The organism is Streptococcus sp. CCH5-D3 (assembly GCF_001556435.1).
In the GTDB taxonomy this organism is placed as follows: domain Bacteria; phylum Bacillota; class Bacilli; order Lactobacillales; family Streptococcaceae; genus Streptococcus.
Map to the genome: position 1 here is coordinate 56,880 of NZ_LSIW01000133.1, position 23,316 is coordinate 80,195.

At 39.8% G+C, this 23,316-nt stretch carries 25 protein-coding genes; 3 read left to right on the forward strand and 22 right to left on the reverse strand.

Annotation, left to right across the window (positions count from 1 at the left end; all coding sequences use genetic code 11):
* Positions 1–31: 31 nt before the first annotated feature.
* Both AX662_RS08430 and AX662_RS08435 read left to right on the forward strand, forming a co-directional pair.
* Positions 32–1,396, forward strand: coding sequence for a TrkH family potassium uptake protein (locus AX662_RS08430; protein ID WP_079119914.1), 1,365 nt, complete (start codon positions 32–34; stop codon positions 1,394–1,396).
* Between the two features lie 39 nt (positions 1,397–1,435).
* The gene (locus tag AX662_RS08435; RefSeq protein WP_002883759.1) at positions 1,436–2,107 is read left to right on the forward strand and encodes a potassium channel family protein; all 672 of its coding nucleotides are present in this window, start codon (positions 1,436–1,438) and stop codon (positions 2,105–2,107) included.
* Between the two features lie 88 nt (positions 2,108–2,195).
* Here AX662_RS08435 and AX662_RS08440 read toward each other — a convergent pair whose 3' ends face one another.
* From AX662_RS08440 to AX662_RS08540, 21 genes are all read right to left on the reverse strand, one after another.
* Positions 2,196–3,026, reverse strand: a complete 831-nt coding sequence (locus tag AX662_RS08440; RefSeq protein ID WP_060972168.1) for an energy-coupling factor transporter transmembrane component T family protein — start codon at positions 3,024–3,026, stop codon at positions 2,196–2,198.
* Complete coding sequence (locus AX662_RS08445; protein ID WP_060972169.1) at positions 3,019–4,695, reverse strand: ABC transporter ATP-binding protein; 1,677 nt, start codon at positions 4,693–4,695, stop codon at positions 3,019–3,021. Before AX662_RS08445 ends, AX662_RS08440 begins: the two co-directional genes overlap by 8 nt.
* Positions 4,696–4,760: 65 nt before the next feature.
* Positions 4,761–5,306, reverse strand: a complete 546-nt coding sequence (locus AX662_RS08450) for an ECF-type riboflavin transporter substrate-binding protein (protein ID WP_002889953.1) — start codon at positions 5,304–5,306, stop codon at positions 4,761–4,763.
* 9 nt (positions 5,307–5,315) lie between these two features.
* A complete protein-coding gene (locus AX662_RS08455) occupies positions 5,316–6,164 on the reverse strand; it encodes an SAM hydrolase/SAM-dependent halogenase family protein (RefSeq protein WP_060972170.1) in 849 nt (282 codons plus the stop codon).
* A gap of 150 nt (positions 6,165–6,314) precedes the next feature.
* Positions 6,315–7,523 carry a serine/threonine transporter SstT gene (gene sstT, locus AX662_RS08460; protein WP_060972171.1) on the reverse strand — a complete coding sequence of 403 codons (1,209 nt, stop codon included), beginning with the start codon at positions 7,521–7,523 and terminating at the stop codon, positions 6,315–6,317.
* A 122-nt stretch (positions 7,524–7,645) separates the two neighbouring features.
* On the reverse strand, positions 7,646–8,338 hold the full coding sequence (locus tag AX662_RS08465) for a methionine ABC transporter permease (protein WP_002883771.1): 693 nt from the start codon (positions 8,336–8,338) through the stop codon (positions 7,646–7,648).
* On the reverse strand, positions 8,338–9,405 hold the full coding sequence (locus AX662_RS08470; RefSeq protein ID WP_060972172.1) for a methionine ABC transporter ATP-binding protein: 1,068 nt from the start codon (positions 9,403–9,405) through the stop codon (positions 8,338–8,340). The genes AX662_RS08465 and AX662_RS08470 overlap by 1 nt, the downstream gene beginning before the upstream one ends.
* Positions 9,398–10,771, reverse strand: coding sequence for a M20/M25/M40 family metallo-hydrolase (locus tag AX662_RS08475; RefSeq protein WP_060972173.1), 1,374 nt, complete (start codon positions 10,769–10,771; stop codon positions 9,398–9,400). The genes AX662_RS08470 and AX662_RS08475 overlap by 8 nt, the downstream gene beginning before the upstream one ends.
* 60 nt (positions 10,772–10,831) lie before the next feature.
* Positions 10,832–11,734 carry a MetQ/NlpA family ABC transporter substrate-binding protein gene (locus AX662_RS08480; RefSeq protein WP_013990049.1) on the reverse strand — a complete coding sequence of 301 codons (903 nt, stop codon included), beginning with the start codon at positions 11,732–11,734 and terminating at the stop codon, positions 10,832–10,834.
* Between the two features lie 159 nt (positions 11,735–11,893).
* On the reverse strand, positions 11,894–12,742 hold the full coding sequence (locus AX662_RS08485; protein ID WP_060972174.1) for an amino acid ABC transporter substrate-binding protein: 849 nt from the start codon (positions 12,740–12,742) through the stop codon (positions 11,894–11,896).
* A gap of 166 nt (positions 12,743–12,908) precedes the next feature.
* Entirely contained in the window at positions 12,909–13,625 is a 717-nt protein-coding gene (locus AX662_RS08490; protein ID WP_060972175.1) for an energy-coupling factor ABC transporter ATP-binding protein, read from the reverse strand.
* A 1-nt stretch (position 13,626) separates the two neighbouring features.
* Positions 13,627–14,406: an energy-coupling factor transporter transmembrane component T gene (locus AX662_RS08495; RefSeq protein ID WP_013990046.1), complete on the reverse strand. Its 780-nt coding sequence runs from the start codon at positions 14,404–14,406 to the stop codon at positions 13,627–13,629.
* Complete coding sequence (gene cbiM / locus AX662_RS08500) at positions 14,403–15,380, reverse strand: cobalt transporter CbiM (protein ID WP_060972176.1); 978 nt, start codon at positions 15,378–15,380, stop codon at positions 14,403–14,405. Before cbiM ends, AX662_RS08495 begins: the two co-directional genes overlap by 4 nt.
* A 3-nt stretch (positions 15,381–15,383) precedes the next feature.
* Entirely contained in the window at positions 15,384–16,223 is an 840-nt protein-coding gene (locus tag AX662_RS08505; RefSeq protein ID WP_060972177.1) for an urease accessory protein UreD, read from the reverse strand.
* A gap of 1 nt (position 16,224) precedes the next feature.
* Positions 16,225–16,839 carry an urease accessory protein UreG gene (ureG, locus tag AX662_RS08510; protein WP_002889928.1) on the reverse strand — a complete coding sequence of 205 codons (615 nt, stop codon included), beginning with the start codon at positions 16,837–16,839 and terminating at the stop codon, positions 16,225–16,227.
* Between the two features lie 29 nt (positions 16,840–16,868).
* Complete coding sequence (locus tag AX662_RS08515) at positions 16,869–17,582, reverse strand: urease accessory protein UreF (protein ID WP_060972178.1); 714 nt, start codon at positions 17,580–17,582, stop codon at positions 16,869–16,871.
* Entirely contained in the window at positions 17,572–18,024 is a 453-nt protein-coding gene (gene ureE / locus AX662_RS08520) for an urease accessory protein UreE (RefSeq protein ID WP_002949549.1), read from the reverse strand. The genes AX662_RS08515 and ureE overlap by 11 nt, the downstream gene beginning before the upstream one ends.
* A 140-nt stretch (positions 18,025–18,164) precedes the next feature.
* The gene (gene ureC / locus AX662_RS08525) at positions 18,165–19,883 is read right to left on the reverse strand and encodes an urease subunit alpha (protein WP_060972179.1); all 1,719 of its coding nucleotides are present in this window, start codon (positions 19,881–19,883) and stop codon (positions 18,165–18,167) included.
* 15 nt (positions 19,884–19,898) lie between these two features.
* On the reverse strand, positions 19,899–20,210 hold the full coding sequence (locus AX662_RS08530) for an urease subunit beta (RefSeq protein ID WP_060972180.1): 312 nt from the start codon (positions 20,208–20,210) through the stop codon (positions 19,899–19,901).
* An 11-nt stretch (positions 20,211–20,221) separates the two neighbouring features.
* Positions 20,222–20,524: an urease subunit gamma gene (locus tag AX662_RS08535; RefSeq protein ID WP_002886558.1), complete on the reverse strand. Its 303-nt coding sequence runs from the start codon at positions 20,522–20,524 to the stop codon at positions 20,222–20,224.
* A gap of 24 nt (positions 20,525–20,548) precedes the next feature.
* Positions 20,549–21,064, reverse strand: coding sequence for an AmiS/UreI family transporter (locus tag AX662_RS08540; RefSeq protein ID WP_060972181.1), 516 nt, complete (start codon positions 21,062–21,064; stop codon positions 20,549–20,551).
* A 407-nt stretch (positions 21,065–21,471) separates the two neighbouring features.
* Here AX662_RS08540 and AX662_RS08545 point away from each other — a divergent pair, with 407 nt between their 5' ends.
* Positions 21,472–22,863 carry a DUF4153 domain-containing protein gene (locus AX662_RS08545; protein ID WP_060972182.1) on the forward strand — a complete coding sequence of 464 codons (1,392 nt, stop codon included), beginning with the start codon at positions 21,472–21,474 and terminating at the stop codon, positions 22,861–22,863.
* Positions 22,864–22,913: 50 nt separating this feature from the next.
* Here AX662_RS08545 and AX662_RS08550 read toward each other — a convergent pair whose 3' ends face one another.
* Positions 22,914–23,246, reverse strand: a complete 333-nt coding sequence (locus AX662_RS08550; RefSeq protein ID WP_060972183.1) for a DUF805 domain-containing protein — start codon at positions 23,244–23,246, stop codon at positions 22,914–22,916.
* Between the last annotated feature and the right edge of the window lie 70 nt (positions 23,247–23,316).

A 23,316-nucleotide genomic window follows, 5' to 3' on the forward strand; every position in this document is an offset into this window, starting at 1 on the left:
ATTTACTCTTATGATAACTCGGAGGTTTTCATTGATCAATCGTCTTACTGTCACGCAAAAGCTGGTGCTCAGCTTTGTCTTTGTCATTATAGTGGGAAGTATTTTACTTAGCCTTCCCATAAGCCACTATGCTAATAGTCCAGAAACAAGCTACCTGGATCATCTCTTCAATACTGTGTCAATGGTCTGTGTAACTGGACTTTCTGTTGTCCCGGTCAGTAAGGCATACAATGGTCTCGGTCAAATTTTCTCTATGCTTCTCATGCAGACGGGAGGACTTGGGCTCGTCTCTCTTATAGCCTTTAGCACCTATACCCTGAAAAATAAATTAGGACTGAGTGATCAAGATCTCCTTCAATCCGCACTTAGCAGGGATAACCAAAAAGATTTGAAAGCTTATCTTTTTAAGGTCTATAAAATTACTTTTTCTATTGAAGTTTTGGCAGCACTTGTGATTATGACTGATTTCATTCCTCGTTTTGGACTTGGTCACGGCATTTTTAATAGTCTCTTTCTAGCTGTCTCTGCCTTTTGTAATGCTGGATTTGACAACTTAGGTTCTAACAGTTTACAGGATTATGCAACCAATCCAACCATTAACCTTGCTGTAGCTTTTCTCATTATGTCTGGAAGTTTGGGATTTGCAGTTTGGATTGATTTGATTCAACTATTGCGACGTTATATTAAAGATTGTCCAAGGAATTGGAAATTAGCTTGTAGACCTTTCAGCAATCAAAGCCGTCTTGTTCTTATAAGTACAGGCTGTCTCCTCTTGGGAGGAACACTACTTGCTTGGTTACTGGAAATGGATAACTCTAAGACAATCGGTACTCTCAATGTCTGGCAACAACTTCTGGTGAGTTTCTTTCAGACTGTAACCATGCGTACCGCTGGCTTTGCAACTATTTCCTATACCAATGTCGATTTCTCCACAAATCTTCTTTTTATGATTCAAATGATTATTGGGGGTGGTCCTGGAGGAACTGCGGGTGGTATCAAGGTGACAACTGCCACTATCATGTTCCTGCTTTTTAAGTCAGAGCTATCTGGTAACTCGAGCGTTGTTTTTCGAAATCGTATTATATCTAATAAGACTGTTTTGCAAGCATTCACAGTTATCCTCTTTTTCCTAACAATGCTCTTTGTCGGCTATGTTATTTTGCTGGAGACTAATCCTACACTATCGCCCCTAGGCCTACTTTTTGAGAGTGTGTCAGCCATTGCTACCGTTGGTGTTTCAATGGATTTGACCCCTAATCTAAATACTCTAGGACGACTCGTTATCATGTCTCTGATGTTCATTGGCCGTGTTGGACCTATCACTGTTCTCTTGAGCTTGATGACAAAAAAAGAAAAGCATGTCTCTTATGCCCCAACTGATATTTCAGTTGGCTAAACAATTTTATTCATTGACAATATTCTGAAAGGATTTTATATGAAAACACAAATTATTGGGGTCCTCGGTTTGGGAATCTTTGGACAAACCATTGCAACCGAACTCTCCTCTTTTGGACAAGACGTTATTGCCTTAGATAATAACTCTACAACAATTGATTCCCTTGCTGATCAGGTGACTAAGGCCGCTGTTGGTGACATTACTGACATTGACTTTCTACGTTCTGCTGGTATTGATACTTGCGATACGGTCATTATTGCAACTGGAGAACACTTAGAATCTTCTGCACTGGCGCTCCTGCAATGTAAAAAACTTGGCATTACAAATATTATTGCTAAAGCTATGAATAACAATTATGAGGAAGTCCTTTACGGAATGGGGGCCAACTGGGTCATCACTCCTGAGCGTAGCACAGCAAAAGAATTAGCTTCAAACATCCTCCGTTATAACATTTCAAATATTTTTCATTTAGAGGACGACGTGGCTTTAATTGAACTTAAAATTCCAAAAGAATGGGCTGGAAAGTCTTTGCATACATTAAATCTAAGACAAAATTATAACGTCAACGTTATTGGTTTTAGAGATGAGCAAAATGGCAAGTTGAACACTCACTTTGACCCAAGTAAGAAACTACCTGACGAAGGAATCATCCTAGTTGTCGCCGACAATCGGACACTAGAAAAATTTGATTATTTAGGCTATTTGAAATAACAAAAAAACGTTCCAATCTCGTTCATCTGGACAAGACGGGAACGTTTTTTATTATGCTTAATGGCAGATTCTCTCTATGCTAAGAACATTATCCCCATGGATTATAAAAACGACCATGATTGAAGAAAATTAATCCAATACTAATCCCCAATATAACGATAGCTGATAGGATGACAAGGTAATCTTGTTTCATCAAAGATTTATGAACATACCATGTACGTTTTTTGTAGCGACCAAATCGTCGTAACTCCATGGCTGTCGATATGGTATCAATTCGTTCGAGAGATGAAAAAATTAGTGGAAGAACAATTTGGAGATTCCCGCGAATGCGTTTGACCAATCCCGCCTTTTGCGACAAATCCAAACCACGAGCCTCCTGAGCCTGACGAATCGTAAAGAATTCTTCTTGAACATCTGGAATATAACGCAAGGTTAAACTCACGGAATAGGCAAATTTATAAGGAACCCCAATTTGATTCAGGCTAGCCGCAAACTGACTCGGATGAGTGGTCATAAGAAAAAGAATGGCAAGAGGGACCGTTGAAAAATACTTGAGCAATAGATTTGCAAGGTAAAAAAGCTCCTGACTGGTTAGATAGAAACGCCCCCAACCTTCAATAAGAACTTTCTTAGCCCCGTAAATTTCTTCACCATAACCAGGTGCGAAAAGGTAGACCATAAGTAAATTAAAGAGAGCAATCGATCCAATAATCTTAACAACGAAAGAAATATCTCGCCAACGAATCTTGGCCAAATAAAAGAGATAAATAGAAAGTAAGCCTACTGCTAGAATAAAACGTGGGTCATAGGTTGCCATACAAGCAACTGAAACCAAGATAAAGAAAAGCATCTTACTTGCCCCAGACAAATCATAGAGGAAACCTTGACCTGACTGATAACCAATTAAACGATTAGACATTAGGGCCTCCTTTTTCGATATAATACTGGGTTACTTCTACTGGATCACTTGACAATTTCTGACCCAAAGTATAAAGAGATGTCTGCTTGAGATTAGCTGACTCAAGTAAATCCTTCTGATTAAGAATTGTAACAGGATTATCGTCTGCAATGATTTTCCCCTCAACCACAACGAGACAACGATCACTATATTCCAACATGAGCTGCATGTCATGGGTAATCATCACAATGGTATGGCCTTGCTTCTGAAGACTGTCCAAGAAATTCATGATATCTGTGTAAGTCTTGTAATCTTGACCAGCTGTTGGCTCATCCAAGATAATGATTTCAGGTTTCAAGACCAAGATAGACGCAATGGTCACACGCTTTTTCTGACCAAAGGAAAGCGCAGAAATGGGCCATTTACGAAAACTATAGAGACCACAAGTCTTCAGGACCTCATGAACACGCTCTTCAACCTCAGTTTCTTCAATCCCTCGCAAGCGTAAACCAAGAGCCACTTCATCAAAAATCATAGTTTGGCTAATCATCTGATTAGGATTTTGCAAAACAAAGCCTATACGCTCTGAACGCTCGGCGATGCTATCCTGACTGATATCCTGACCCTCGTAAGTTAATTTCCCTTGACTAGGGACAAAACCGCATAGAGCTTTGGCAAGCGTCGACTTTCCAGCTCCATTTTTACCGACAATCGCTAGTCGCTCACCTTTTTTCAAGCTAAAAGACATATCCTCTATAATCGCTGGATTATCCCCATAGGAAACGCTAAGCCCCTCAACCTTCAAAATAGAATCACTTGAACTGTCTCTTTTATCTTTCAAAACTCTATCTGGCAGAACAAGGCCAGATAAGTCTAAAGCATCCAATTGACTAAGATTTTGTGCATCTCTTGTGTCAAATCCCAACTGACGTAAAACCGTCACATATAGAGGTTCGCGAATTCCATTTTCCAGTAAGAGAGTACTTGATAAAAGCTCATCTGGGCTACCGTTAAAGAGGAGGGTGCCATCATTGACCAGTAAAATCCGGTCAACAGGACGATAAAGAACATCTTCTAGGCGATGCTCAATAATAATTGTTGTAGCTCCCACCTCTTTGTGGATTTTATCAATGAGGTCAATGGTTTCCTGTCCTGATTTAGGATCTAAATTTGCTAGAGGCTCATCAAATAAAAGAATAGGACTCTCATCAATCAAGACTCCAGCCAAACTAACTCGTTGTTTTTGGCCACCTGATAAGTCTTGAGGGCGGTGATTCAAAATAGAAGTCAAGTCTAGACGTTCAGCCCAGAGAGCTACCTTATCCTTCATCTCACTTTGATTAGCACAATCATTCTCCAAGGCAAAAGCCAAATCCTCGGCTACTGTTAGGCCAATAAACTGACCATCTGGATCCTGCAATACCGTAGATACCAACTGTGACTTATCATAGATAGATTGCTTGAAAATATCCTGACCATCTATCCTCACCTGGCCTTTTGCCTGACCTTTATGAATATTAGGTATGATACCATTGAGACACTGAGCCAGGGTAGACTTTCCGCTACCAGAAGGGCCTAAAATGAGCACTTTCTCGCCTTTGACAATATCAAAGCTGATATCTTTAAGCGTCGCTTCTGCTTGCGCATCATATTGAAATGTAAACTGATTAAAACTAATGTATTTATCCATGTTTCTACTAAAAAAGAGAGGAGGTATCAAAGCAAACTGACAGTCCCACTCTCCTATGATTCATGCTAGTCTTTGGTAAGACTACCAGATTGTGTACGTGAGCCAGCATAGATTGCAAGAAGGAGGGTTCCTCCGATTGCAATTGTAATAAAGTTAGCTACGCCAGCTACAAAACTTTGTGCATAAAGATATGACCAGGCTTGTGCGAATTGGAGTCTATCACCAATAGGAGTAACGATACCATAGGCAATAAGGAGGGCCAATGCTTGTGCTAGGTTAAACCAAATCATACTCATCAAAGAAAACTTGCCAGTTGTCACATCATATTTTTTGTTGAATAGACCAATTACAAGACCTGTAATGGCACTTGCAAACACCCAAGCCCATGAGATATTTCCGTATTGAATACCATCTTTAAGCGCATGCCCAATAAAGCCCATAAAGAAACCTGTAATAGGCCCAAAAATCACTGAGAATAGTGCTTGAACAGCATACTGAAGTTGGATGCTGGTATTCCCAAAAATAGGAATATTAACAAACATACCAATGATAATAAAGAGTGCTGCACCAATACCTGTCGCAACTACTGTACGAATTGAATTATTTTTCATAATCTTACTTTAATCTCCTAAATGTTTGATTTCAATGTGCCAGTTAGACCCCACACCAACATTATAGGCCTTGGCAAAAGACCCCTGGTTTATGGCTAAGCCAACACGATAAAGGGAATTGATATAAATAATTGGCTGACCGATACGAACATCCGCAAAAGATTTCCCATAGGTAACTTGATTTTGGTAGACCAACATATCATTGTTAAAGATGGTCACCTCGAATCGATCACCAAAGTTTGGTTCCAAGGCATAAAAGTCATCACGTGTGATAGAGGTCCAAAGAGAGCCGAAACGGACGTCCAAAATGTCGATCGCCCCACGAACCAAATTATCCTCTATGATGGTTTCAACCACTGGAAGCTCTAGAATTTTGTCCACAGGTAACTCAGGACCTACTTCTTCAAAACTGATATGACCAGAAGCTAATTTGGCACCTGTATAGGCATAAACATCACGACCATGGAAGGTATAAGACAGCTCCGTATTACTACGACGATTCTCAACTTCTGAAATTTCACGGACAGCAACGATACCGACATCCTTCTTGATATAAGAAAGTGTTCCGTTATCTGGTGTGACGATATATTGCCCCGTCTTTGTTAAGGCAACCACACTTTTACGCGATGAGCCTACACCCGGATCAACTACCGAAACAAAGGTTGTTCCCTTTGGCCAGTACTCGACAGTCTGAAACAGACGATAGGAAGCTTCAAAAGTGTTGTAGGGAGTAATATCATGTGTAAGGTGATGAACTCCCAAACTTGGTTCTTCTTGAAGAGCCACACCAATCATGGCCGAAACAGCACCGTCAACCAAACCAAAGTCTGATTGAAGCACCAATAAATTATTAGTCATAAATGTTTCACCTTTTCTCTTTGAACGGTTTATTTTACCATATTTTATGGGCTTTTTAAAGATGATAGATTCTTGAGCTAGCTATAGTCTTTGACTATGTTTTCTCCAAAATCAAAAAGCCAGCCAAATAGGCCGACCTTATACAATTATCTATACTTTCTTCCAGCGGCTCTTTTCTGCTACTGCTGTAAAAAGTACATCTGTTGAAGAGTTAAGGGCTGTTTCACAAGAGTCTTGGATGACACCTACGATAAAGCCAACACCAACAACTTGCATGGCCAAATCATTTGAGATACCAAAGAGGCTACATGCTACTGGCACTAATAGAAGGGATCCTCCAGCAATACCTGAGGCACCACAGGCAGAAATAGCTGAAACCACACTAAGAATGAGTGCTGTCGCAAAATCGACCTGAATTCCCAAAGTCGTTACTGCAGCAAGAGTTAAGACATTGATTGTCACGGCTGCCCCAGCCATATTAATAGTTGACCCCAAAGGAATAGAAACTGAATAGGTATCAGGATTTAAACCAAGATCTTTACAAAGCTGAAGGTTAACAGGAATATTAGCTGCTGACGAGCGAGTAAAGAAGGCTGTAATCCCAGAGTCTTTCAAACAACGGAAAACCAGTGGGAAAGGATTTTTGCCCATCATCACAAAGGCAATAATAGGATTAACAACCAAGGCAACAAAGGCCATTGTTCCTACTAAAACAAGGATTAGGACACCATAATCCGCCAAAACACCAACACCATTCTCAGAAATAGTATTAAAGACAAGACCAAGGATACCAAATGGCGCCAAGTTAATAATCCAACGAACGATTTGTGAAGTCACTTCTGCCAAGGTATGTAGCAAATCTTTCGTGTGAGTGCTAGCTGTTCGCATGGCGAAACCAAAGACAACCGCCCATACTAAAACACCAATGTAGTTGGCTTGAGCCAAGGCATTGACAGGGTTATCCACCATCTTAAGCAACAAATCTTTAAAGACTTCTCCCACACCTTGAGGTGCCGTCGCTTTAGTCGCTGCCGCTGCTCCCAACTTCAGAGAAATTGGAAAAATATAGTGAGAAATAACAGCCGTCAATGCTGCCGCAAAGGTCCCAAAGAGATAAAGAACAATAACTGTCTTCATGTTGCTTTGTTGCCCTTCTCGCGTTTGAGAAAGGGCATTGGCAACCAAGGCAAAGACCAAGAGTGGAGCAATTGCCTTCAAGCCACCAACAAACATATCCCCTAAGAGACCAATAACCGTAAACTTAGGAACAAGCAAACCAAGTACAGCACCAATTACCACACCAATGGCAATACGCTTGATTAGACTGGTCCTATTCCAAGTTGAAATAAATCGTTTCATAACTCATTAACTCCTTTTTATGGGTAGCTCAACCATAAAGTATTCGATAGCTTCCATACTATGATAAATATCTGAAATCGTCAAGACATGAAAAAAGCCTGTGGCAAACAGGCTCTCAAATCCTATTTATGACTCAATTTACGGGTCAAGAAATCACCCAAGAATTGGATAAGGAAAATCAAAATCAAAATCAAGAAAGTTGCCAAAATGGTAACTGAGGTACTAGAACGGTTATATCCATAGTAGATAGCGATGTAACCAAGACCACCGGCACCGATAGCACCGGCCATGGCAGTTTCACCCACAAGGGAAATCAGAGTTACGGTTGATACACGAACCAATTCTGGAAGCCCTTCACCAAGGTAAACTTTAATCGTATCCCAAAGTGTTGCGCCACTAGCTTGTGCTGCTTCAATAACGCCACGGTCAAGATCTGCAAGTACCACCTGTACTTGACGTGCAAAGAATGGGAAAGTCGCAGCTGACAATGGAACCAAGGCCGCTGTCATACCAAGGTTAGTCCCCACGATAAAGTAAGTGAAGCCTTTCAAAATTGCCAAGAGGATGATGAAAGGAATGGCACGGAAGATTGAAGTGATTTTATCCAAGATTTGGAAAACAAATTTATTTTCAATGACTCCACGAGGACCTGTCAATACCAAGAAGAGCCCCATAACAAGACCAAGAAGCCCCCCAATGATGAAGGAAATAACCGTCATATAGAGAGTCGCATAGATGGCGTCTGGCCAAGAGTTAACCCCCTGCATACCAATACGATAAATATCTGGAAAGTTTTGTTGAATCCAATCTGCCATTATTGGGCTCCTTTCTTAAGTACTTGCAAGCTGACACCTGCATTTTCAATCGCTTTTTGGGCAGCAAGAACCTTATCTGCCTCACCATCCAATACAACGACCAATTCACCAACAGGTGTATCACCTAGAATCTCAAGGTTACCGTAAAGGATGTTACTTGAAACTCCGTAATCTTTGAAAATTTCAGTCAAGAGTGGCTCATCTGTTGAAGAACCAGCATATTTAAGTTGAACGAGAAGGGCTGAGCTTGGTAAGTTTTTCACTAAGGGTTGTGCATTAATCTTAGTCAAGGCATCTTCAATCCCTGCAGCAGTTTCAATAAATTCTTGTGTCAAATCTTCTTGTGGATTTGAGAAGATATCAAGAACACTGCCCTCTTCCAAAAGTTGACCATTTTGCATAACAGCCACACGGTTACAAATGTCTTTAACAATTTGCATTTCGTGGGTGATCATAACCACTGTCAAACCAAGCTTTTTATTCAAATCCTGCAAAAGCGAAAGAATCTGCTTAGTTGTTTTTGGGTCAAGAGCTGAGGTAGACTCATCTGAAATCAAGATTTCAGGATCATTAGCCAAGGCACGGGCAATCGCTACACGTTGTTTTTGACCACCTGACAACTGTGCAGGATAGTTTTCGGCACGATCAGCCAAATCAACCAATTCCAAAAGACCACGAATTTTTTTGTCTTTCTCTTCATTGCTTAGTTTAGAATGACGAAGAGCAAAAGCTACATTTTCATAAGCCGTCTTTTGAGCCATAAGGTTAAAGTGTTGGAAAATCATCCCAATCGTTTGACGTTTCTGACGCAATTCTTTTGTCGACAACTGGACCTTACCATCTGCAAAAGTCACATCTTTACCGATAGTGATTTTACCAGCTGTAGGCACTTGTAAAAGATTGATCACACGCACAAGGGTCGATTTACCAGCCCCTGAATAACCAACAATTCCGTAAATATCACCTTTCTCAATCTGGATAGACACATCCTTAACCGCTTGAATAGTGCGGCGTTTCTGCGTAAAGGTGATATCAATATTTTTCAAATCAATAATGACATTACTCATAACTTGCAATTAACTCCTTAATTAGTTCAATGTGGGTGTAGTAATCTGCTAGACTAACATTTTCATCCCCACCATGGTCACGACTGTTAGCATTCCCTATACCAAAGGCTGCCATAGGAACACCCAAAGCCTGATAAATCATATGCATAGGCCCCGTACCTGCTGCTGTTGGAAGGACAGCGACACCTTCTTCATAAAAGCCTTTTGCTAACTCAATAACATTGACAATAGCTGGATCAGACATATCACTTCGATAACTTTCTTCACCAAGAGTGAAGGTTACCTTGATACGGTCAAATCCTTCTTTTTTGAGGTGAGCCTTAATACACTCCAAAACGTACTCAGGTGTCAAGCCAGGGACCAAACGCATCTCCATCTTAGCTCTGGCTTGAGCTGGTAAGATGGTCTTAACCCCTTGCCCCTGATAACCTGTTGAAATTCCCTCAATAGAAAGAGCAGGCTCAAAATAGTAAGTTTTTAAGAACGCTCGGCGGTCACTTTCTAAAATGGGTAGTTTTAAGCCATAAATCCTACGAAGACTGTCTGCATTTTCAATAGCATAAGTTTCGATAAGATTCATCTCTCGTTCGTTTGGTTGGACAATCTTTTCATAGATGCCGTCGATAAGGATACGTCCCTGATCATCTCTCATGCTTGAGATAGCATTGAGCAAGTACCATGACGCAGATTCAATCACTGCACCAAATTTAGAGTGGATATCAACATCAGCACTCTCGACAGACAAGTCAAAGGTAATAATCCCCTTGTTGCCACCTGTGATTTCCAATTGACCTTTACTATTTCGGTTCCCTTGCTCCCAAACCAATAGGTCTGCTGGAAGAAGATCATCTCGGTATTTTTCTAAATATTTTTCAAGGTCTGTTGATGCAGATTCTTCAGCACCTTCCATCATAAACGTAATATTTACAGGAAGATCACCAACTTCTCGAATATATTTCCGAAGGGCTGTCAGACGAGCTGTAATATGCCCCTTATCATCATCGACACCACGACCATACATATATCCCTTTCGAACAGTCAGACGGAAAGGTTCATCGGTCCATGGCTGATCATTGTCCGCAGGAACAGTGTCATAGTGTTGATAGAAAATAATTGTTTTCGCATCTGGATTTGGACTCTTGAATTTCGCCAAGACAAAAGGTGCCGTATGGGTCTCGTCAATTATCACCTCTGCGCCAACACCAGAGAAAATCTCACCAAGGTAAGCAGCTACATCATAGAGACCAATATTTTGAGCAAAAATAGATTTTTTAGAAATCAAAGTCCGCAAAACTTCAAAATAGTGCTGAGCAATTTCATCGTTACGAAATTTTCGTAACTGCTCTTCTTCACTTGAAAATGCCATCAAATCATCTCCTTCATACACGACAAAACGGCGTGCTCTCACACGCCCTCTGTCCTTAGCTTATTTCTTTGAATTAGCTTTCAATTGATCTTGTGTTGGGGCACCTTTCCATGCTGGAAGGTCAACCTTGTTAGATGCATCATAGATGATTTGCGCTACTTCATCATTTTGGTAGGCTTTAATCAAAGTCTTGATAGCATCAGCTTTATTTGATTTTTCCCAATCTTTATTAGCTGCAATGATATTGACCCAATCTTTTAAATCTTGGCTTGGATCTTCTTGGAAGAGAGTTGTGTCATAGTCAACGTTTTGTTGTTGTGCGTATGAGTTGTTAACAACTGCTGCATCTACTGATGAAAGAGTTTGGGCAGCTTGTTCAGCTGCGATTTCTTTAATATCCAATTTCTTTGGATTTTCAGAAATGTTCTTGATAGTTGCCAATTCACCATCTTTAACATCCAACTTAATCAAACCAGCTGTTTGAAGAAGTGTCAAAGCACGGCTTTCGTTTGTACCATCATTAGGTACTGAGATAGTAGCTCCATCTGGAAGCTCTTTAACATCCTTATACTTAGCTTTACCGTTTTCAGTTCCTGAGAAAAGGTGGATTGGGCTAAGAAGTGTGTCAGCTGCTGCAACAACATCACCCTTATTTTCTTTGTTCCAGTTGTTCAAGAAATAAATGTGTTGGAAAGCATTAACGTCGATTTCACCATTTTTAAGGGCTTCATTTGGTTGGTTGTAGTCTGTGAACTCTTTCAACTCGATAGTAACACCCTTGTCTTTAGCCAATTCTTTGACTTTATCCCACAATGGCTCAGTAGTGTCATCCAAAGTCATGACACCAACTGTCAATGTTTTATCATCTTTAGCTGATTTGTTACCGCCAGCACCACAAGCAGCCAAAGCTACTGTTGAAGCGACTGCCAATCCTGTAATTCCAAGAATTTTTTTAAGTTTCATAACGAACTCCCTTTAATTGTTTTAAGTGTAAAATTATTATCCCATAGGATAAGAATTGTAGCAAATTGTTTATAATTGTATATCTCTATAGTTTTTAACTATAACATGTCCTAGATTTTAATTATATGAAAAAGCTGAGATTCATTCCCAGCTCCTTTCTTATTTTTTGCTTGGAACTTTCAAAGCGTCTTTAGTTGGAATATAATCTTTGTTTCCAAGGTATTTTTCAGCCAACTTAGCCAAAGTACCATCTTTTTGGAGTTCTTCCAAACGTTTGTTTACAAATTTTTGAAGGTCTTTTTGGTTATCTGCGAACAAGAAGTAGATGTATGGTTGTTGATCAGATTTAAGCTCAATCGTCTTCAAGTTGCTCAATTTATTGTTTTTGATGATTGCATTAACAGTTGGTGCATCAAAGATCTTGAAGTCATACTTACCTTCATTCAAACTTGTCAACATTTGTGTAATATTTTCATTTGTGTAGTTAAGTTCAACTGGCTTGTCTGAATGTTTCTCATTAAACTCTGTCAATTGAGTAGCTGTCGATGTTCCTTGAACAACCTGCGTTGAGTGTCCAGCAATATCATCATATTTCTTAATATTACTATCTTTTGGAACAGTCAAAACAGCTGGTGTGGTACCAATTGGATATGAGAAGAGATATTTTTGGTCACGTTCTTCTGAATAAGAGATATTGTTCCCAGCCATTTGGTATTTAGCTGAGTCAAGACCTGTGAAGACTGAAGACCATTCTGTTTTTTGAAATTTCACTTCATATTTGTCAGAGTCTTTGAAGACTGCTTTAGCCACTTCCACATCGTAACCAGTCAATTCACCGTTTTCTTCATATGAGAATGGTGCTGTTGTCCCAACAGTGGCAAAGTTAATTGTTTCTTTAGCACCTGAAGATTTAGAGGCTTCTTTTGATGATTTAGATGAACATGCAGCAAGCAAAGCTACTGAAGCAATGGCTACACCCGTGATTCCAAGAATTTTTTTAAGTTTCATAATATTCTCCTTTGAGATTGATTGTTTTTATTGTAACAGAATTCACTAAGCTTAACTAATACTTAAACATAATCAAGGTGATAAGAAAATACTATCACCTAAAAATATCAATTGTTTGACAAGAAAAAAGCAGAAAACCAATAACGATTTTCTACCTTATTCCTAATTAATAATGCGACAAACGCTCAATTACTTGCTGGTTATTGAGCACTTCCTGGGCAGGAAAGAAATCAGCCTTACCATCTTCGAAAAGAAGAACATCAGCCTTTTCATGATGAAGATGCTTAAAGTGATGAGCAGACATGATAATGGTTTTCCCAGCTGAATGAAGCTCATGTAGAAGTTCCCTAAAAAATTCTTCATATTCTTTAGAAAGATTATTGAAGGGTTCATCAAGAATATACACATCTGGATTCGTTACCATGATACTGGCAAAAGCCACTTTCTTCTTTTCTCCACCAGACAGTTGATAGGGAACGCGATCTCTTAAATCTTCAATTTTAAGCAGGGATAGCGTGTCTTGAACGCGCTGTGAGACTTTTTCTTCGGTTAGACCTAGCTGGCGAGGACCAAAAGCAATCTCATCATAGACAGTACTATTAAATAACTGACTATCCACATCCTGGAAGAGGATTCCGAGGCGACTATAAAAATCTCGTTTTTGACGTTTGTCCTTCAGCCATTCTTTGAGGTCCTTCCCTAAGAAAAGAATGCGACCAGATTCTTCCTGCTTGAAGCCAGTTAATAAACTGATAAGACTTGATTTCCCAGTCCCATTTTCCCCCATCAACATCACATATTGTCCTTGTCTAATCTCCAAATCAAGACCAGTAAAGACCTTTTTTTGTTCATAGGCACAGGCCACTTGTTTCAATTGAAACATCTCATCCTCCTAACAGAATCTGTCCTAAAATCACTGCTACTAGACCTATCAAGGCCAGCCAGTCCTTCCATGTGAATGACTGTGATGACTTGACATACTCACCGACAAAGCAACGTGCTTCCATGGCTTGAGTTAGTTCCTCACCATAGCGTATAGCTTTAAGGTATAAAATTCCCCAGATATTACTTCCAATCCGGAAACGATGGTTGCCGCCAAAGCTTCGTGCTTCAATCCCTTTGAGCAAATCCATTAATTGTTTTCCAAAGACATCGATATATTTTATGGTGATATCTAACTGGAGCAGAACAAGATCAGGAAAATGCAACCCTTTTAATGCCACTAGCATCTCACTTATTGTACTTGTCTCTGAATAATAAGCAATGGCTACGGCAATCAAAGGAAGTCTAAAAAGAAAGAGCGATTGACCTCCGCTAAGTAAGAGATGCGGTAGATAAAGAACTAAAGGGAAGATCAACAACACTACAGTTTTTTTCAAAGTTCTTACTAAAACAGAATGCGGTAAAAAAGCCACGCCAGCTCCTAAAAACAAGGCTACAATCCACAAAACTGTGAGATTTCGGCTAATTCCCACTGAAACAAGTAAGAAAAAGAGAAGTAAAACCTTAGCTGTTGGATGAAAGACTGATGCTACTTTTAAAGGATGCGTTTCAAACTTTTGAAGAAGAGCTTCCAGATGGTGACGATTCCGGATAAGAAAGTTATTTCTACCGACTTTAGTGACTACTGGGCGCTCTTCCGACATCCAATCTGGAAGAATCATTTTTCAACCTTTCTACCGAAAATCAAGCGATAGAGGATGAAGAAAATCAAAACAGCAGAGGCAGCGCTCAGGATATAACCCAAAACTTCTGGGATGCCTGCGATACTATAATCTGGGAAGAGGGCATTGAATGAAAAACCATTCAACATTCCTTTTGGCGCTTGGGCTTCCACATGGTAATGAGACAATTTTTCTACCAACTCTTTGACATCCCATTCTGCAAAAGCTGTTCCCGTCGCCAATAAACCAAGTGGCGTTAGGATAGTTAAGGCTAGGATAAAGAGCAATAAAGGACGTAGTTTTTTAGTCGTTATTTCCTGAGTATTATCAATATTCAAACGTTCAATGAATTCTTGAACACCGGCTGTAAAAAATCCTTCTACCAAGCCGATAAGCAGGTGAGTCAAACCCATTACTGGAAGCGTCACTCTCAAAGGGTATGGATTGTAAAGCGGATTACCACTGCTATCTTTAAAGAGAATCGGTTGAATTCCTAGTAAAACCGCAACAGTCAGAGCCGCAACTACAATTCCAATATAACCTCCAAAAAAGCTAGCAATTATCCTATTCTTTGTCCACTTATTCAAGAGTTTATAAACAGCATAACCCACAAATGGCATGACAACAGCCATACAAAAGGCATTCGCACCAAAGGCCAAAATCCCACCATCACCAAATAGCAAAGCCTGCATAGCTAGAGCCACACTAACTGCTAAACAGGAGGCCCAAGGTCCTAACAATATAGCAATTAGCACTGCCCCAACAGCATGGGCACTCGTCCCACCTGGGGCTGGAAGATTAAACATCATGATAAGGAAGGACAAGGAAGTCCCGATTCCCAACATAGGAATCGTTTTTTTATCAGTGTCAACCTTTACCTTCACTTCCTTGACAGCCTTATACCAAATAGGCAACATAACTGCCCCCATTGCCGCACAAGTCATAGGGCTTAAGTAATTTTCAGGAATATGCATTTCTTATCTCCTCATATCATTTTTTCTCAAATTCAAAGGGGTTAATCCATGTATTTCTTGTCTAAAATAGTCTGCACAAGAATAAATGACGCGACGATTATCCTCAGCAGTTTTTCCTAAGATACGTAACACCAAACCTGAGATATCTAAGGATGAAATGGCAAAATCAGACTCAAGATTTAGCCCTTCTAAGTACTTCTGCAAAGCCTTAACAAAAGCCTCGTCAATATTTGGGGACACCATTACCAAGCTATTGTAATTACGCCAGCCTTCAAAATAACCAAGTTTAAACATATCTTGTTTCTGAGGCTCTAAGAGAGTCTGATCGCTATAAACAAGCTCATTATCTTGGTAAATTTGTGTCAAATTACGAAAATAATGGTATTGAAACGGCAAATCCTCGTGAGACCAACCTGCCGTCACACCATCTGAATAAATCAAGTGGGCAGACTTATCCATATCAATCCGACTTGTTTGGAAATAGCGTGATTTTAAATAGGGAATAACTTCATCAGCCATGTACTCCAAATAGCTATTTTCTTCAAGTGTGATAGACGTATTCTGTTGTGTCAACTGTCCTTTCTCACACTTGTAAACATAGGTAGGTGTTTGAGTTGTCACCAAGGCATGAGCATCTTTATTAACATCAATGGTCACTTGATACTGCTCACCCTCTACAAAGCCCCCACCCATATTAATTAGGAAATAGTAAGTAACGCCATTGGCATCTGAATTATCCGCTGACACTCGAGAGTTGCCTTCTTGGTATTTCTTGTGGGAAATTGTACGACCATTTCTGTTTGAAAATCCAAGATGGACAAAGCCATCATATGCTTGTGTCATCTTACAAGTCCTCTAGTAGGAAATTCTTACGAATCCATTCTTCTACTTCCTTAACATTGTCATCATTATTCAAATTTGTGAAAATGAAAGAATCTTCGTTACGGAAATGAAGGGTATCTTCACGCATACGGTCTAGGTTGGCTCCAACATAAGGTGCAAGGTCAGTCTTATTGATCAAGAACAAATCACTCTTAATCATCCCTTGACCAGCCTTACGTGGGATTTTTTCACCCTGAGCAACGTCAATAATATAAATGGTAAAATCAACCAAATCAGGGCTGAAGGTCGCAGCCAAGTTGTCTCCACCACTTTCAAGGAAAATAACATCCAAATCATGGTTAAAGCGCTCTTGAAGGGTTTCAATCGCTTCAAAGTTCATAGAGGCATCCTCACGAATCGCAGTGTGAGGACATCCACCAGTTTCTACACCAATGATACGGTCTTCGTCTAAGCTTGAATTTTTAGCCAAGAAAAGGGCATCTTCTTTTGTATAGATATCGTTAGTAATAACTGCTAAATTTAAGTCGGACATACGTCGTGTAAGACGCTCAAGCAAAAGGGTTTTACCTGAACCAACAGGTCCACCAACTCCAATAATTACAGTACGTTTTGTCATTGTTTTTTCCTCTCAACCTTGTTGATATTTTAGGACATGAATAGGCGAAATACCTGTGTTTCATGTTTCATCTGAGCTAATTCAAGACCAGGCGTATTGGCCCCAAGGTAGGACGCATCCAATTCTTGAATTTCTTGTGTCATTTTTTCTAATTGTGAAAAGCTACGTAAAACAATCTCCTGTCCAGCAAACTGTCCAAGGGGAATGGCACGCACAGCATTTTGAACCATCGTCGAAATCACGCTATAGCCATAAAGTGCTATGGCTTCATTACATCCCAAGCCCTTGTTAAACACATAGAGCGCAAAGACAATAGCTGGATTGCCGAAAACCTCACCCTCACGTATTTTAGACTGATAGTCATCCAATACCGGAATAGCATGAAGCCTTTGAATGAGTCGAAGCATTTGTTTAGCAATCATCTTAGTCCCCTGTCTTGTCTCACGTGCTTGCGTCGAAACTGTCAAGACCTTATCATAATGCCAAACCTGCTCTATGTTATCTGTAACCATAGCATCATAAACCAGTTTGATTACAAGACCTTCACCATATTTAAACTGACTAGCTAAATAGGCTTCTTGCCACTCTTCGTAACCTTTATCATCTGTTACAGTGTCTTCACGCAGATAATTTTCCATCCCAAATGAGTGGTTAAATGATCCAATTGGAAAGGTTGAATCGACAATTTGCACAATTTCAAGATAATCTTGCAAAGACACATTAGCAAAGGGATTAATGTTCATGGGCAGTTAAATTCACATGGCGTAGGGGTTTATCAAGGACCACTTCTTCAATCGTGTAGGCAATCTCTTTTTGAGTCAAGACTTGCTCTACAACTGGGTCAACCTCTAAATAAATCTTGGCATCTTTCACCTCAATCGGTTTATGAGTATTCCCAAGAATGTGAGCTGTGATTCCCATTTCATCCATATCTTTAGGTGAGATGACAATCAAATCCTGTGACTCAACACCAATAGCTAGGACATGGTGATCATCGATAAAAAAGGCAGATCCATTTTGCAATTTTTGTCCCTTATCAAGACGAATACCAAATTCATTCCCATGATCACTCTTCACACGAATAATTTTTTTGTTAAGATCGTCACTCGAAAGAATGACTGTTTCAATATGGTATTTGTCCACATCGATATCCTTAACAAGAGCATCTACTTTTGTAAAAATCATACTTTTTCCTTTTCTATTACATTTTAAAAGTCTAGCATCAGACTCATATAGCAACCTAATAAAGTACTAAAAACGTTACGGCTGTAAAATACAAAAGAGGTTGGAGGAAAAATTCCAGCCTCATTTATATAGCGTCTTCCTTAGAACAAGAAATAACGTTGAGACAATGATGTCGTATGGATTGGCTCACAAGTAACCAACTCATCATCAATAAAGACATCAAAGGTCTGTGGATCAATACGGATTGTTTTTGGAGCGTAGTCATTAAGCTTCATATCACGCTTAGTCAAGTTACGCGTATTCTTAACAGGAAGAACAATCTTATTCAAACCAATTTCTTCTTTGATACCGTGATCATAAGCATATTGAGAGACAAATGTAAGATTTGTTTCATGAACCGCTTGACCGTAAGCACCATATAATTTACGCATGATACGTGGTTGAGGTGTTGGAAGACTTGAACCAGCGTCACCCATAACACCATAAGTTAACATACCACCCTTAAGCACCAACTTAGGTTTTGCACCAAATTGTGCTGGTTCCCAGATCACCAAATCTGCAAATTTACCAACTTCTACAGAACCGATATAGTCTGCAATACCATTGGTGATGGCAGGGTTAATTGTATATTTAGCCACGTAACGTTTAATACGGTTATTATCGTTAAACTCTGAATCCCCTTCAAGTGGACCACGCTGAGCCTTCATCTTATCAGCTAGTTGCCAACAACGCATTGCTACTTCACCGACACGTCCCATTGCCATGGCATCTGAAGTCATGATACTAAGGGCTCCCATATCGTGAAGAACATCTTCTGCAGCCACAGTTTGTTTACGAACACGTGATTCGGCAAAAGAGACGTCTTCTGGGATTTTTGGATCCAAGTGGTGACAAACCATAACCATATCTAACAACTCACCAATAGCATTTGTAGTATATGGGTTAGTTGGGTTAGTTGATGATGGCAAAATATTTTCCTTACCTGCAAAGACCATAATATCTGGAGCGTGCCCACCACCAGAACCTTCGGTATGGAAGGTATGAACGGTACGACCTTGGAAAGATTCCAAAGTATTTTCCATAAATCCACCCTCATTCAAAGAGTCGGTGTGGACCGCAAAAGAAACATCGTATTTATCTGCAACTTTAAGGGAATTATCAATTCCTGCGTAAGTCGCACCCCAGTCCTCGTGTGTCTTAATTCCTGCTGCACCAGCTTTAATTTGCTCTTCAACCACTTCAGTCTCAGAACCAACACCTTTGGCAAGAAAACCAAAGTTAGCAGGCATATCATCAACAGCTTGCAACATACGAGTAATATGGAATTTACCTGGTGTACATGTTGTTGCATTACTACCGTCAGCGGGACCAGTACCACCACCAAAGAGGGTCGTAATTCCATTATCCAAACCAAATTCAGGAAGGTCAGCAGAAATATAATGTACGTGGAGGTCAATACCACCAGCAGTCACAATCAAACCTTCTGCAGCAATGGCTTCTGTACTAGCACCCACAACAAAGTCCACATTGTCCATTGTATCTGGGTTACCACCGCGACCAATAGCAACAATCTTACCATCACGAATACCGATATCTGCTTTAATAATACCTGTATAGTCAATAATGGTTGCACCTGTAATAATGGTATCAACAACTGATGGATTGTCACGTGTTTCCGTAGCACTAACACCCATACCATCACGCAAAACTTTACCGCCACCGAACTTAGATTCCTGTCCATAAACAGTAAAGTCTTTTTCAATGGCTGCAAAAAGATTGGTATCTCCAAGACGTACGCTATCCCCTACAGTTGGTCCATAGTGTTGAGCATACTCTTCACGATTCATTTTAAAACTCATCGATTTGTCCTCTTTCTAGTCTAAGAAACCATTGACCTTGTTATTGAAACCAAAAATACGACGTTTCCCTCCAAAGTCAATAAGTTGTACTGTTTTCGTTTCACCTGGCTCAAAACGAATGGCTGTACCTGCTGGAATATCTAGACGTTTGCCTCGCGCCTTTTCACGATCAAATTGAAGACCAGCTTCGTTTGCTTCATAAAAATGGTAGTGAGAACCCACTTGAGCAGCACGGTCACCCACATTTTTTACTTCAAGACTACTGGCTTCGTAACCACCGTTATAATCAATTGGCTCACTCGCCACATGGTATTCACCTGGAATCATTACACTTCTCCTTACTGAATAGGATCATGAACAGTAACCAGTTTTGTACTGTCCGTAAAAGTAGCTTCAACTTGAATCATTGGAATCATTTCTGCAATACCTTCCATAACATCTTCACGTGTTAAGAGATTGCGAGCTTCATCCATCAGTTGGGCAACAGTTTTACCTTCTCTTGCACCTTCAAGCACATAGTCAGTGATTAAAGCAACTGCTTCTGGATGATTCAATTTGATTCCTTTGTCTTTACGTCGTTGAGCAATCATAGCCGCAAGGCTAATCATCATTTTTTCCTGCTCGCGCATTGTCAATTGCATCGTTTTTCCTCCTTAAATCAATGCTTACCACTTGCCCCAAAGCATCAAAAACCCTGGAATCCAAGCTGTTACAATTCCTTCAAAAATAGCTAGGTAAGGGACAAATTTTCCTAGATTCTTCTTAAGATTAATTTCAATAAAGGCAGTTAGCCATAGGATACCCCACAAGAACCAAATAATACCATACCAAGCATTACCACCGTATCCAGATGTTAAGCAAAGAATCCCTGCTGGTAGCGTATTAATTGCCACAAATAAACTAAACCACCCATACAAACGTTGATCAAAATCGAAAATCGTATTGATCGCTGAGTAAAGATAGGTGAAAGCAAATAAAAGACCAGTAGCGCTACCATAAAACCATTCAGCGTCTTGCCCTGTACAAGCTCCGTAAGCAATGACAATAATGTTGAGAATCAAACCCAGACCACCCGTAAAGATATTCATGACAACATTTGATTTATCAGGAATACCCTCTAAACGATGGAGTCCATTACTCATCAAAACCATACCAACATAGAGTAGGATGACACCTAACATAAGAACCTCCTAAGTTTTTTTATGTTATTATCATACTACTTTGAAAACACATGTCAACGAATTTTCAGAAATTTTGCAACATTTAGATGGTAGGCAATCTAACATATAGTGTCAAAAAATGACATCACCTTTGGTGATTCTCGATAGAAGTCCTTTGCTCAATCCCAGATAAACAAACAGTTAATCTCTAAAAAACTATCTTTAGCATTTGAAAGTTTCTGACAATATAGCCCGTACAATCTATCATTCAATGTGAGCATAATATTTTTTACTCACCTATTTTTCCAACTCATTCTCCAGACCTAAGTCCATAGACCTATTTTTAGTAATTTTACAGTTGGGTGACAAAATCGAACGTTTTTTATGATAAAGTCTTTTTTGGACTAACATCCAAAAGGAGAATTATGATGGAAACAAATAACTATACTACTAGTTTACAGCTAGTCTCCCAGGAATATTCCGACGAAAAGACTAGTCTTCAAACCAAAACCAAGAAACTCTTGGAAGATTTTTCACCAAAAGACATTTGGAAAATTAAGGGACTGATTATCGCCTGTCTCGTGGCCTGCTTCCTATATATCACTTACTTGACCCATTTTTCCTTTGCCTTTCCAGCAACCGTTGTCTTGATAAGTACGATTGAACTGGGCTGTCGTCTATTAGATGGAAAAGCAAAGGGAATGCGACTTGAATCGGCAATATTTATGGTCACTAGTCTACTACAAGGTTTACAAATTAGTCTTTGGGGTCTGCACGACAACTGGGGGAGCGCTCAGATTCTTTGCCTTCATGCGAGTATCCTCCTTTACTTAATGGCACGTACTGGACAAAGTAGTCAAGACCGTTTGGGAATTATGGTTTGGCTAGACCTCATATACACTAGCTGCATCTTCCCACTGAAATATTTCTTTATCGGAGCCTGGACACTACTCTATAAAACAGCACCTAAACAAGAGCTCTCTGAAGAAGAAAAACATGCAGTTCAGAACCACAAATGGATGATTCTCATTAGTATCATGATTGCCTTGGTACTGACTGTATTCGCTGCTAGTCAGCTTAGTCAGGTCTTGCCTGCTTTCGGACAACTCTGGCAACAGTTCTTCCAGACACTCGCTACTCTACTTGATTTCACTATCACCTTCAAGGATAACGGATTATTGTTCTCTCGTTTAATAACCAGTATCCCTCTGACTCTAGGACTTTTTGCTCAACTCATTGCAACCTATTTGGCAAAAGAAAAGCCACTAAGTCAAAAACGATTTGAAGGCCGTCTTAAAACAACCCGTCAGTTTCCAAAAGTAGCAGCTTATATCGTACTCGGAAGCCTCTGCCTTACTTATGCCCTATTCATATTAACTGCCACTAGTCAAATGGGAGAACTCCTTTCTCTCAACCAAGTCAACATTCCAGCCCATCAAGCCTCACATATTGCTGTTCAGGGCTTCTGGCAATTAGTTCGAGTCTCTACCCTTAACTTGGGAATCCTAGCTGGACTTTACATTTTTTCTAAAGAAAACTTCTTCACCCACAAGGGGCTTCGTTTGTTGAGTACCCTACTCTTTACTTTTGCTAGCCTCTTTGCCCTTATCGCCGGCTGGAAACTCTTTGGCATTTATATAGCACTCTATGGTGTAACGCCACGTCGCTTACTATCAGGTTGGTTTGTCACAGTACTCTTTATTTGGTGTGTCCTAACACTTATTAGACTTTATAAGCCTATCCAGGCAACCCGTCTCGCTGTATTTTATGCAACTATCAGCTTCACCTTGGTTAGCCTCTTAGGTAGCTTTATTTTATAAGAAAAAAGAGTGGAACTAGATTAAGTAGTTTCACTCTTTTTATATTGGAGTTATTTTGAATCTCTTGTGGGAAAGGCATACATCACCCAAAGAGCTACTGTTAATGGAGTTGCTTTTAATACAATCCAAGCAACATTGAAATTGGCATCACGCAGACGACGAATCTGAATAGAAATTGTAGGAAGCGCCGTTGCTGCTATAAATAGAATGAAAGCTGTCAATGTAAAGCCAGCAGCTCTTGTTTCTCCAAGTAAGTCCATCAGTAGGAAAATCAAACTACCGATAATTCCATTAATCAAGACAACCCACCAATAGTCTGGTCGTTTTGTACGACCATAAAAATCGAGATAGCCTAACCAAAAATTTTTATATGCCTCTAACATGTTTACACCTCTTAATAGTCTGCTACCAGTATACTATATTAATAAGATAGGTGCAAGATGTGAAAATTTA

Excerpts from the sequence above, each read along its gene's own strand:
- AX662_RS08435 (WP_002883759.1), top strand. The coding sequence starts at position 1,436 with ATGAAAACACAAATTATTGGGGTCCTCGGTTTGGGAATCTTTGGACAA.
- AX662_RS08440 (WP_060972168.1), bottom strand. The coding sequence starts at position 3,026 with ATGTCTAATCGTTTAATTGGTTATCAGTCAGGTCAAGGTTTCCTCTAT.
- AX662_RS08445 (WP_060972169.1), bottom strand. The coding sequence starts at position 4,695 with ATGGATAAATACATTAGTTTTAATCAGTTTACATTTCAATATGATGCG.
- AX662_RS08450 (WP_002889953.1), bottom strand. The coding sequence starts at position 5,306 with ATGAAAAATAATTCAATTCGTACAGTAGTTGCGACAGGTATTGGTGCA.
- AX662_RS08455 (WP_060972170.1), bottom strand. The coding sequence starts at position 6,164 with ATGACTAATAATTTATTGGTGCTTCAATCAGACTTTGGTTTGGTTGAC.
- sstT (WP_060972171.1), bottom strand. The coding sequence starts at position 7,523 with ATGAAACGATTTATTTCAACTTGGAATAGGACCAGTCTAATCAAGCGT.
- AX662_RS08465 (WP_002883771.1), bottom strand. The coding sequence starts at position 8,338 with ATGGCAGATTGGATTCAACAAAACTTTCCAGATATTTATCGTATTGGT.
- AX662_RS08470 (WP_060972172.1), bottom strand. The coding sequence starts at position 9,405 with ATGAGTAATGTCATTATTGATTTGAAAAATATTGATATCACCTTTACG.
- AX662_RS08475 (WP_060972173.1), bottom strand. The coding sequence starts at position 10,771 with ATGGCATTTTCAAGTGAAGAAGAGCAGTTACGAAAATTTCGTAACGAT.
- AX662_RS08480 (WP_013990049.1), bottom strand. The coding sequence starts at position 11,734 with ATGAAACTTAAAAAAATTCTTGGAATTACAGGATTGGCAGTCGCTTCA.
- AX662_RS08485 (WP_060972174.1), bottom strand. The coding sequence starts at position 12,742 with ATGAAACTTAAAAAAATTCTTGGAATCACGGGTGTAGCCATTGCTTCA.
- AX662_RS08490 (WP_060972175.1), bottom strand. The coding sequence starts at position 13,625 with ATGTTTCAATTGAAACAAGTGGCCTGTGCCTATGAACAAAAAAAGGTC.
- AX662_RS08495 (WP_013990046.1), bottom strand. The coding sequence starts at position 14,406 with ATGATTCTTCCAGATTGGATGTCGGAAGAGCGCCCAGTAGTCACTAAA.
- cbiM (WP_060972176.1), bottom strand. The coding sequence starts at position 15,380 with ATGCATATTCCTGAAAATTACTTAAGCCCTATGACTTGTGCGGCAATG.
- AX662_RS08505 (WP_060972177.1), bottom strand. The coding sequence starts at position 16,223 with ATGACACAAGCATATGATGGCTTTGTCCATCTTGGATTTTCAAACAGA.
- ureG (WP_002889928.1), bottom strand. The coding sequence starts at position 16,839 with ATGACAAAACGTACTGTAATTATTGGAGTTGGTGGACCTGTTGGTTCA.
- AX662_RS08515 (WP_060972178.1), bottom strand. The coding sequence starts at position 17,582 with ATGAACATTAATCCCTTTGCTAATGTGTCTTTGCAAGATTATCTTGAA.
- ureE (WP_002949549.1), bottom strand. The coding sequence starts at position 18,024 with ATGATTTTTACAAAAGTAGATGCTCTTGTTAAGGATATCGATGTGGAC.
- ureC (WP_060972179.1), bottom strand. The coding sequence starts at position 19,883 with ATGAGTTTTAAAATGAATCGTGAAGAGTATGCTCAACACTATGGACCA.
- AX662_RS08530 (WP_060972180.1), bottom strand. The coding sequence starts at position 20,210 with ATGATTCCAGGTGAATACCATGTGGCGAGTGAGCCAATTGATTATAAC.
- AX662_RS08535 (WP_002886558.1), bottom strand. The coding sequence starts at position 20,524 with ATGCAATTGACAATGCGCGAGCAGGAAAAAATGATGATTAGCCTTGCG.
- AX662_RS08540 (WP_060972181.1), bottom strand. The coding sequence starts at position 21,064 with ATGTTAGGTGTCATCCTACTCTATGTTGGTATGGTTTTGATGAGTAAT.
- AX662_RS08545 (WP_060972182.1), top strand. The coding sequence starts at position 21,472 with ATGGAAACAAATAACTATACTACTAGTTTACAGCTAGTCTCCCAGGAA.
- AX662_RS08550 (WP_060972183.1), bottom strand. The coding sequence starts at position 23,246 with ATGTTAGAGGCATATAAAAATTTTTGGTTAGGCTATCTCGATTTTTAT.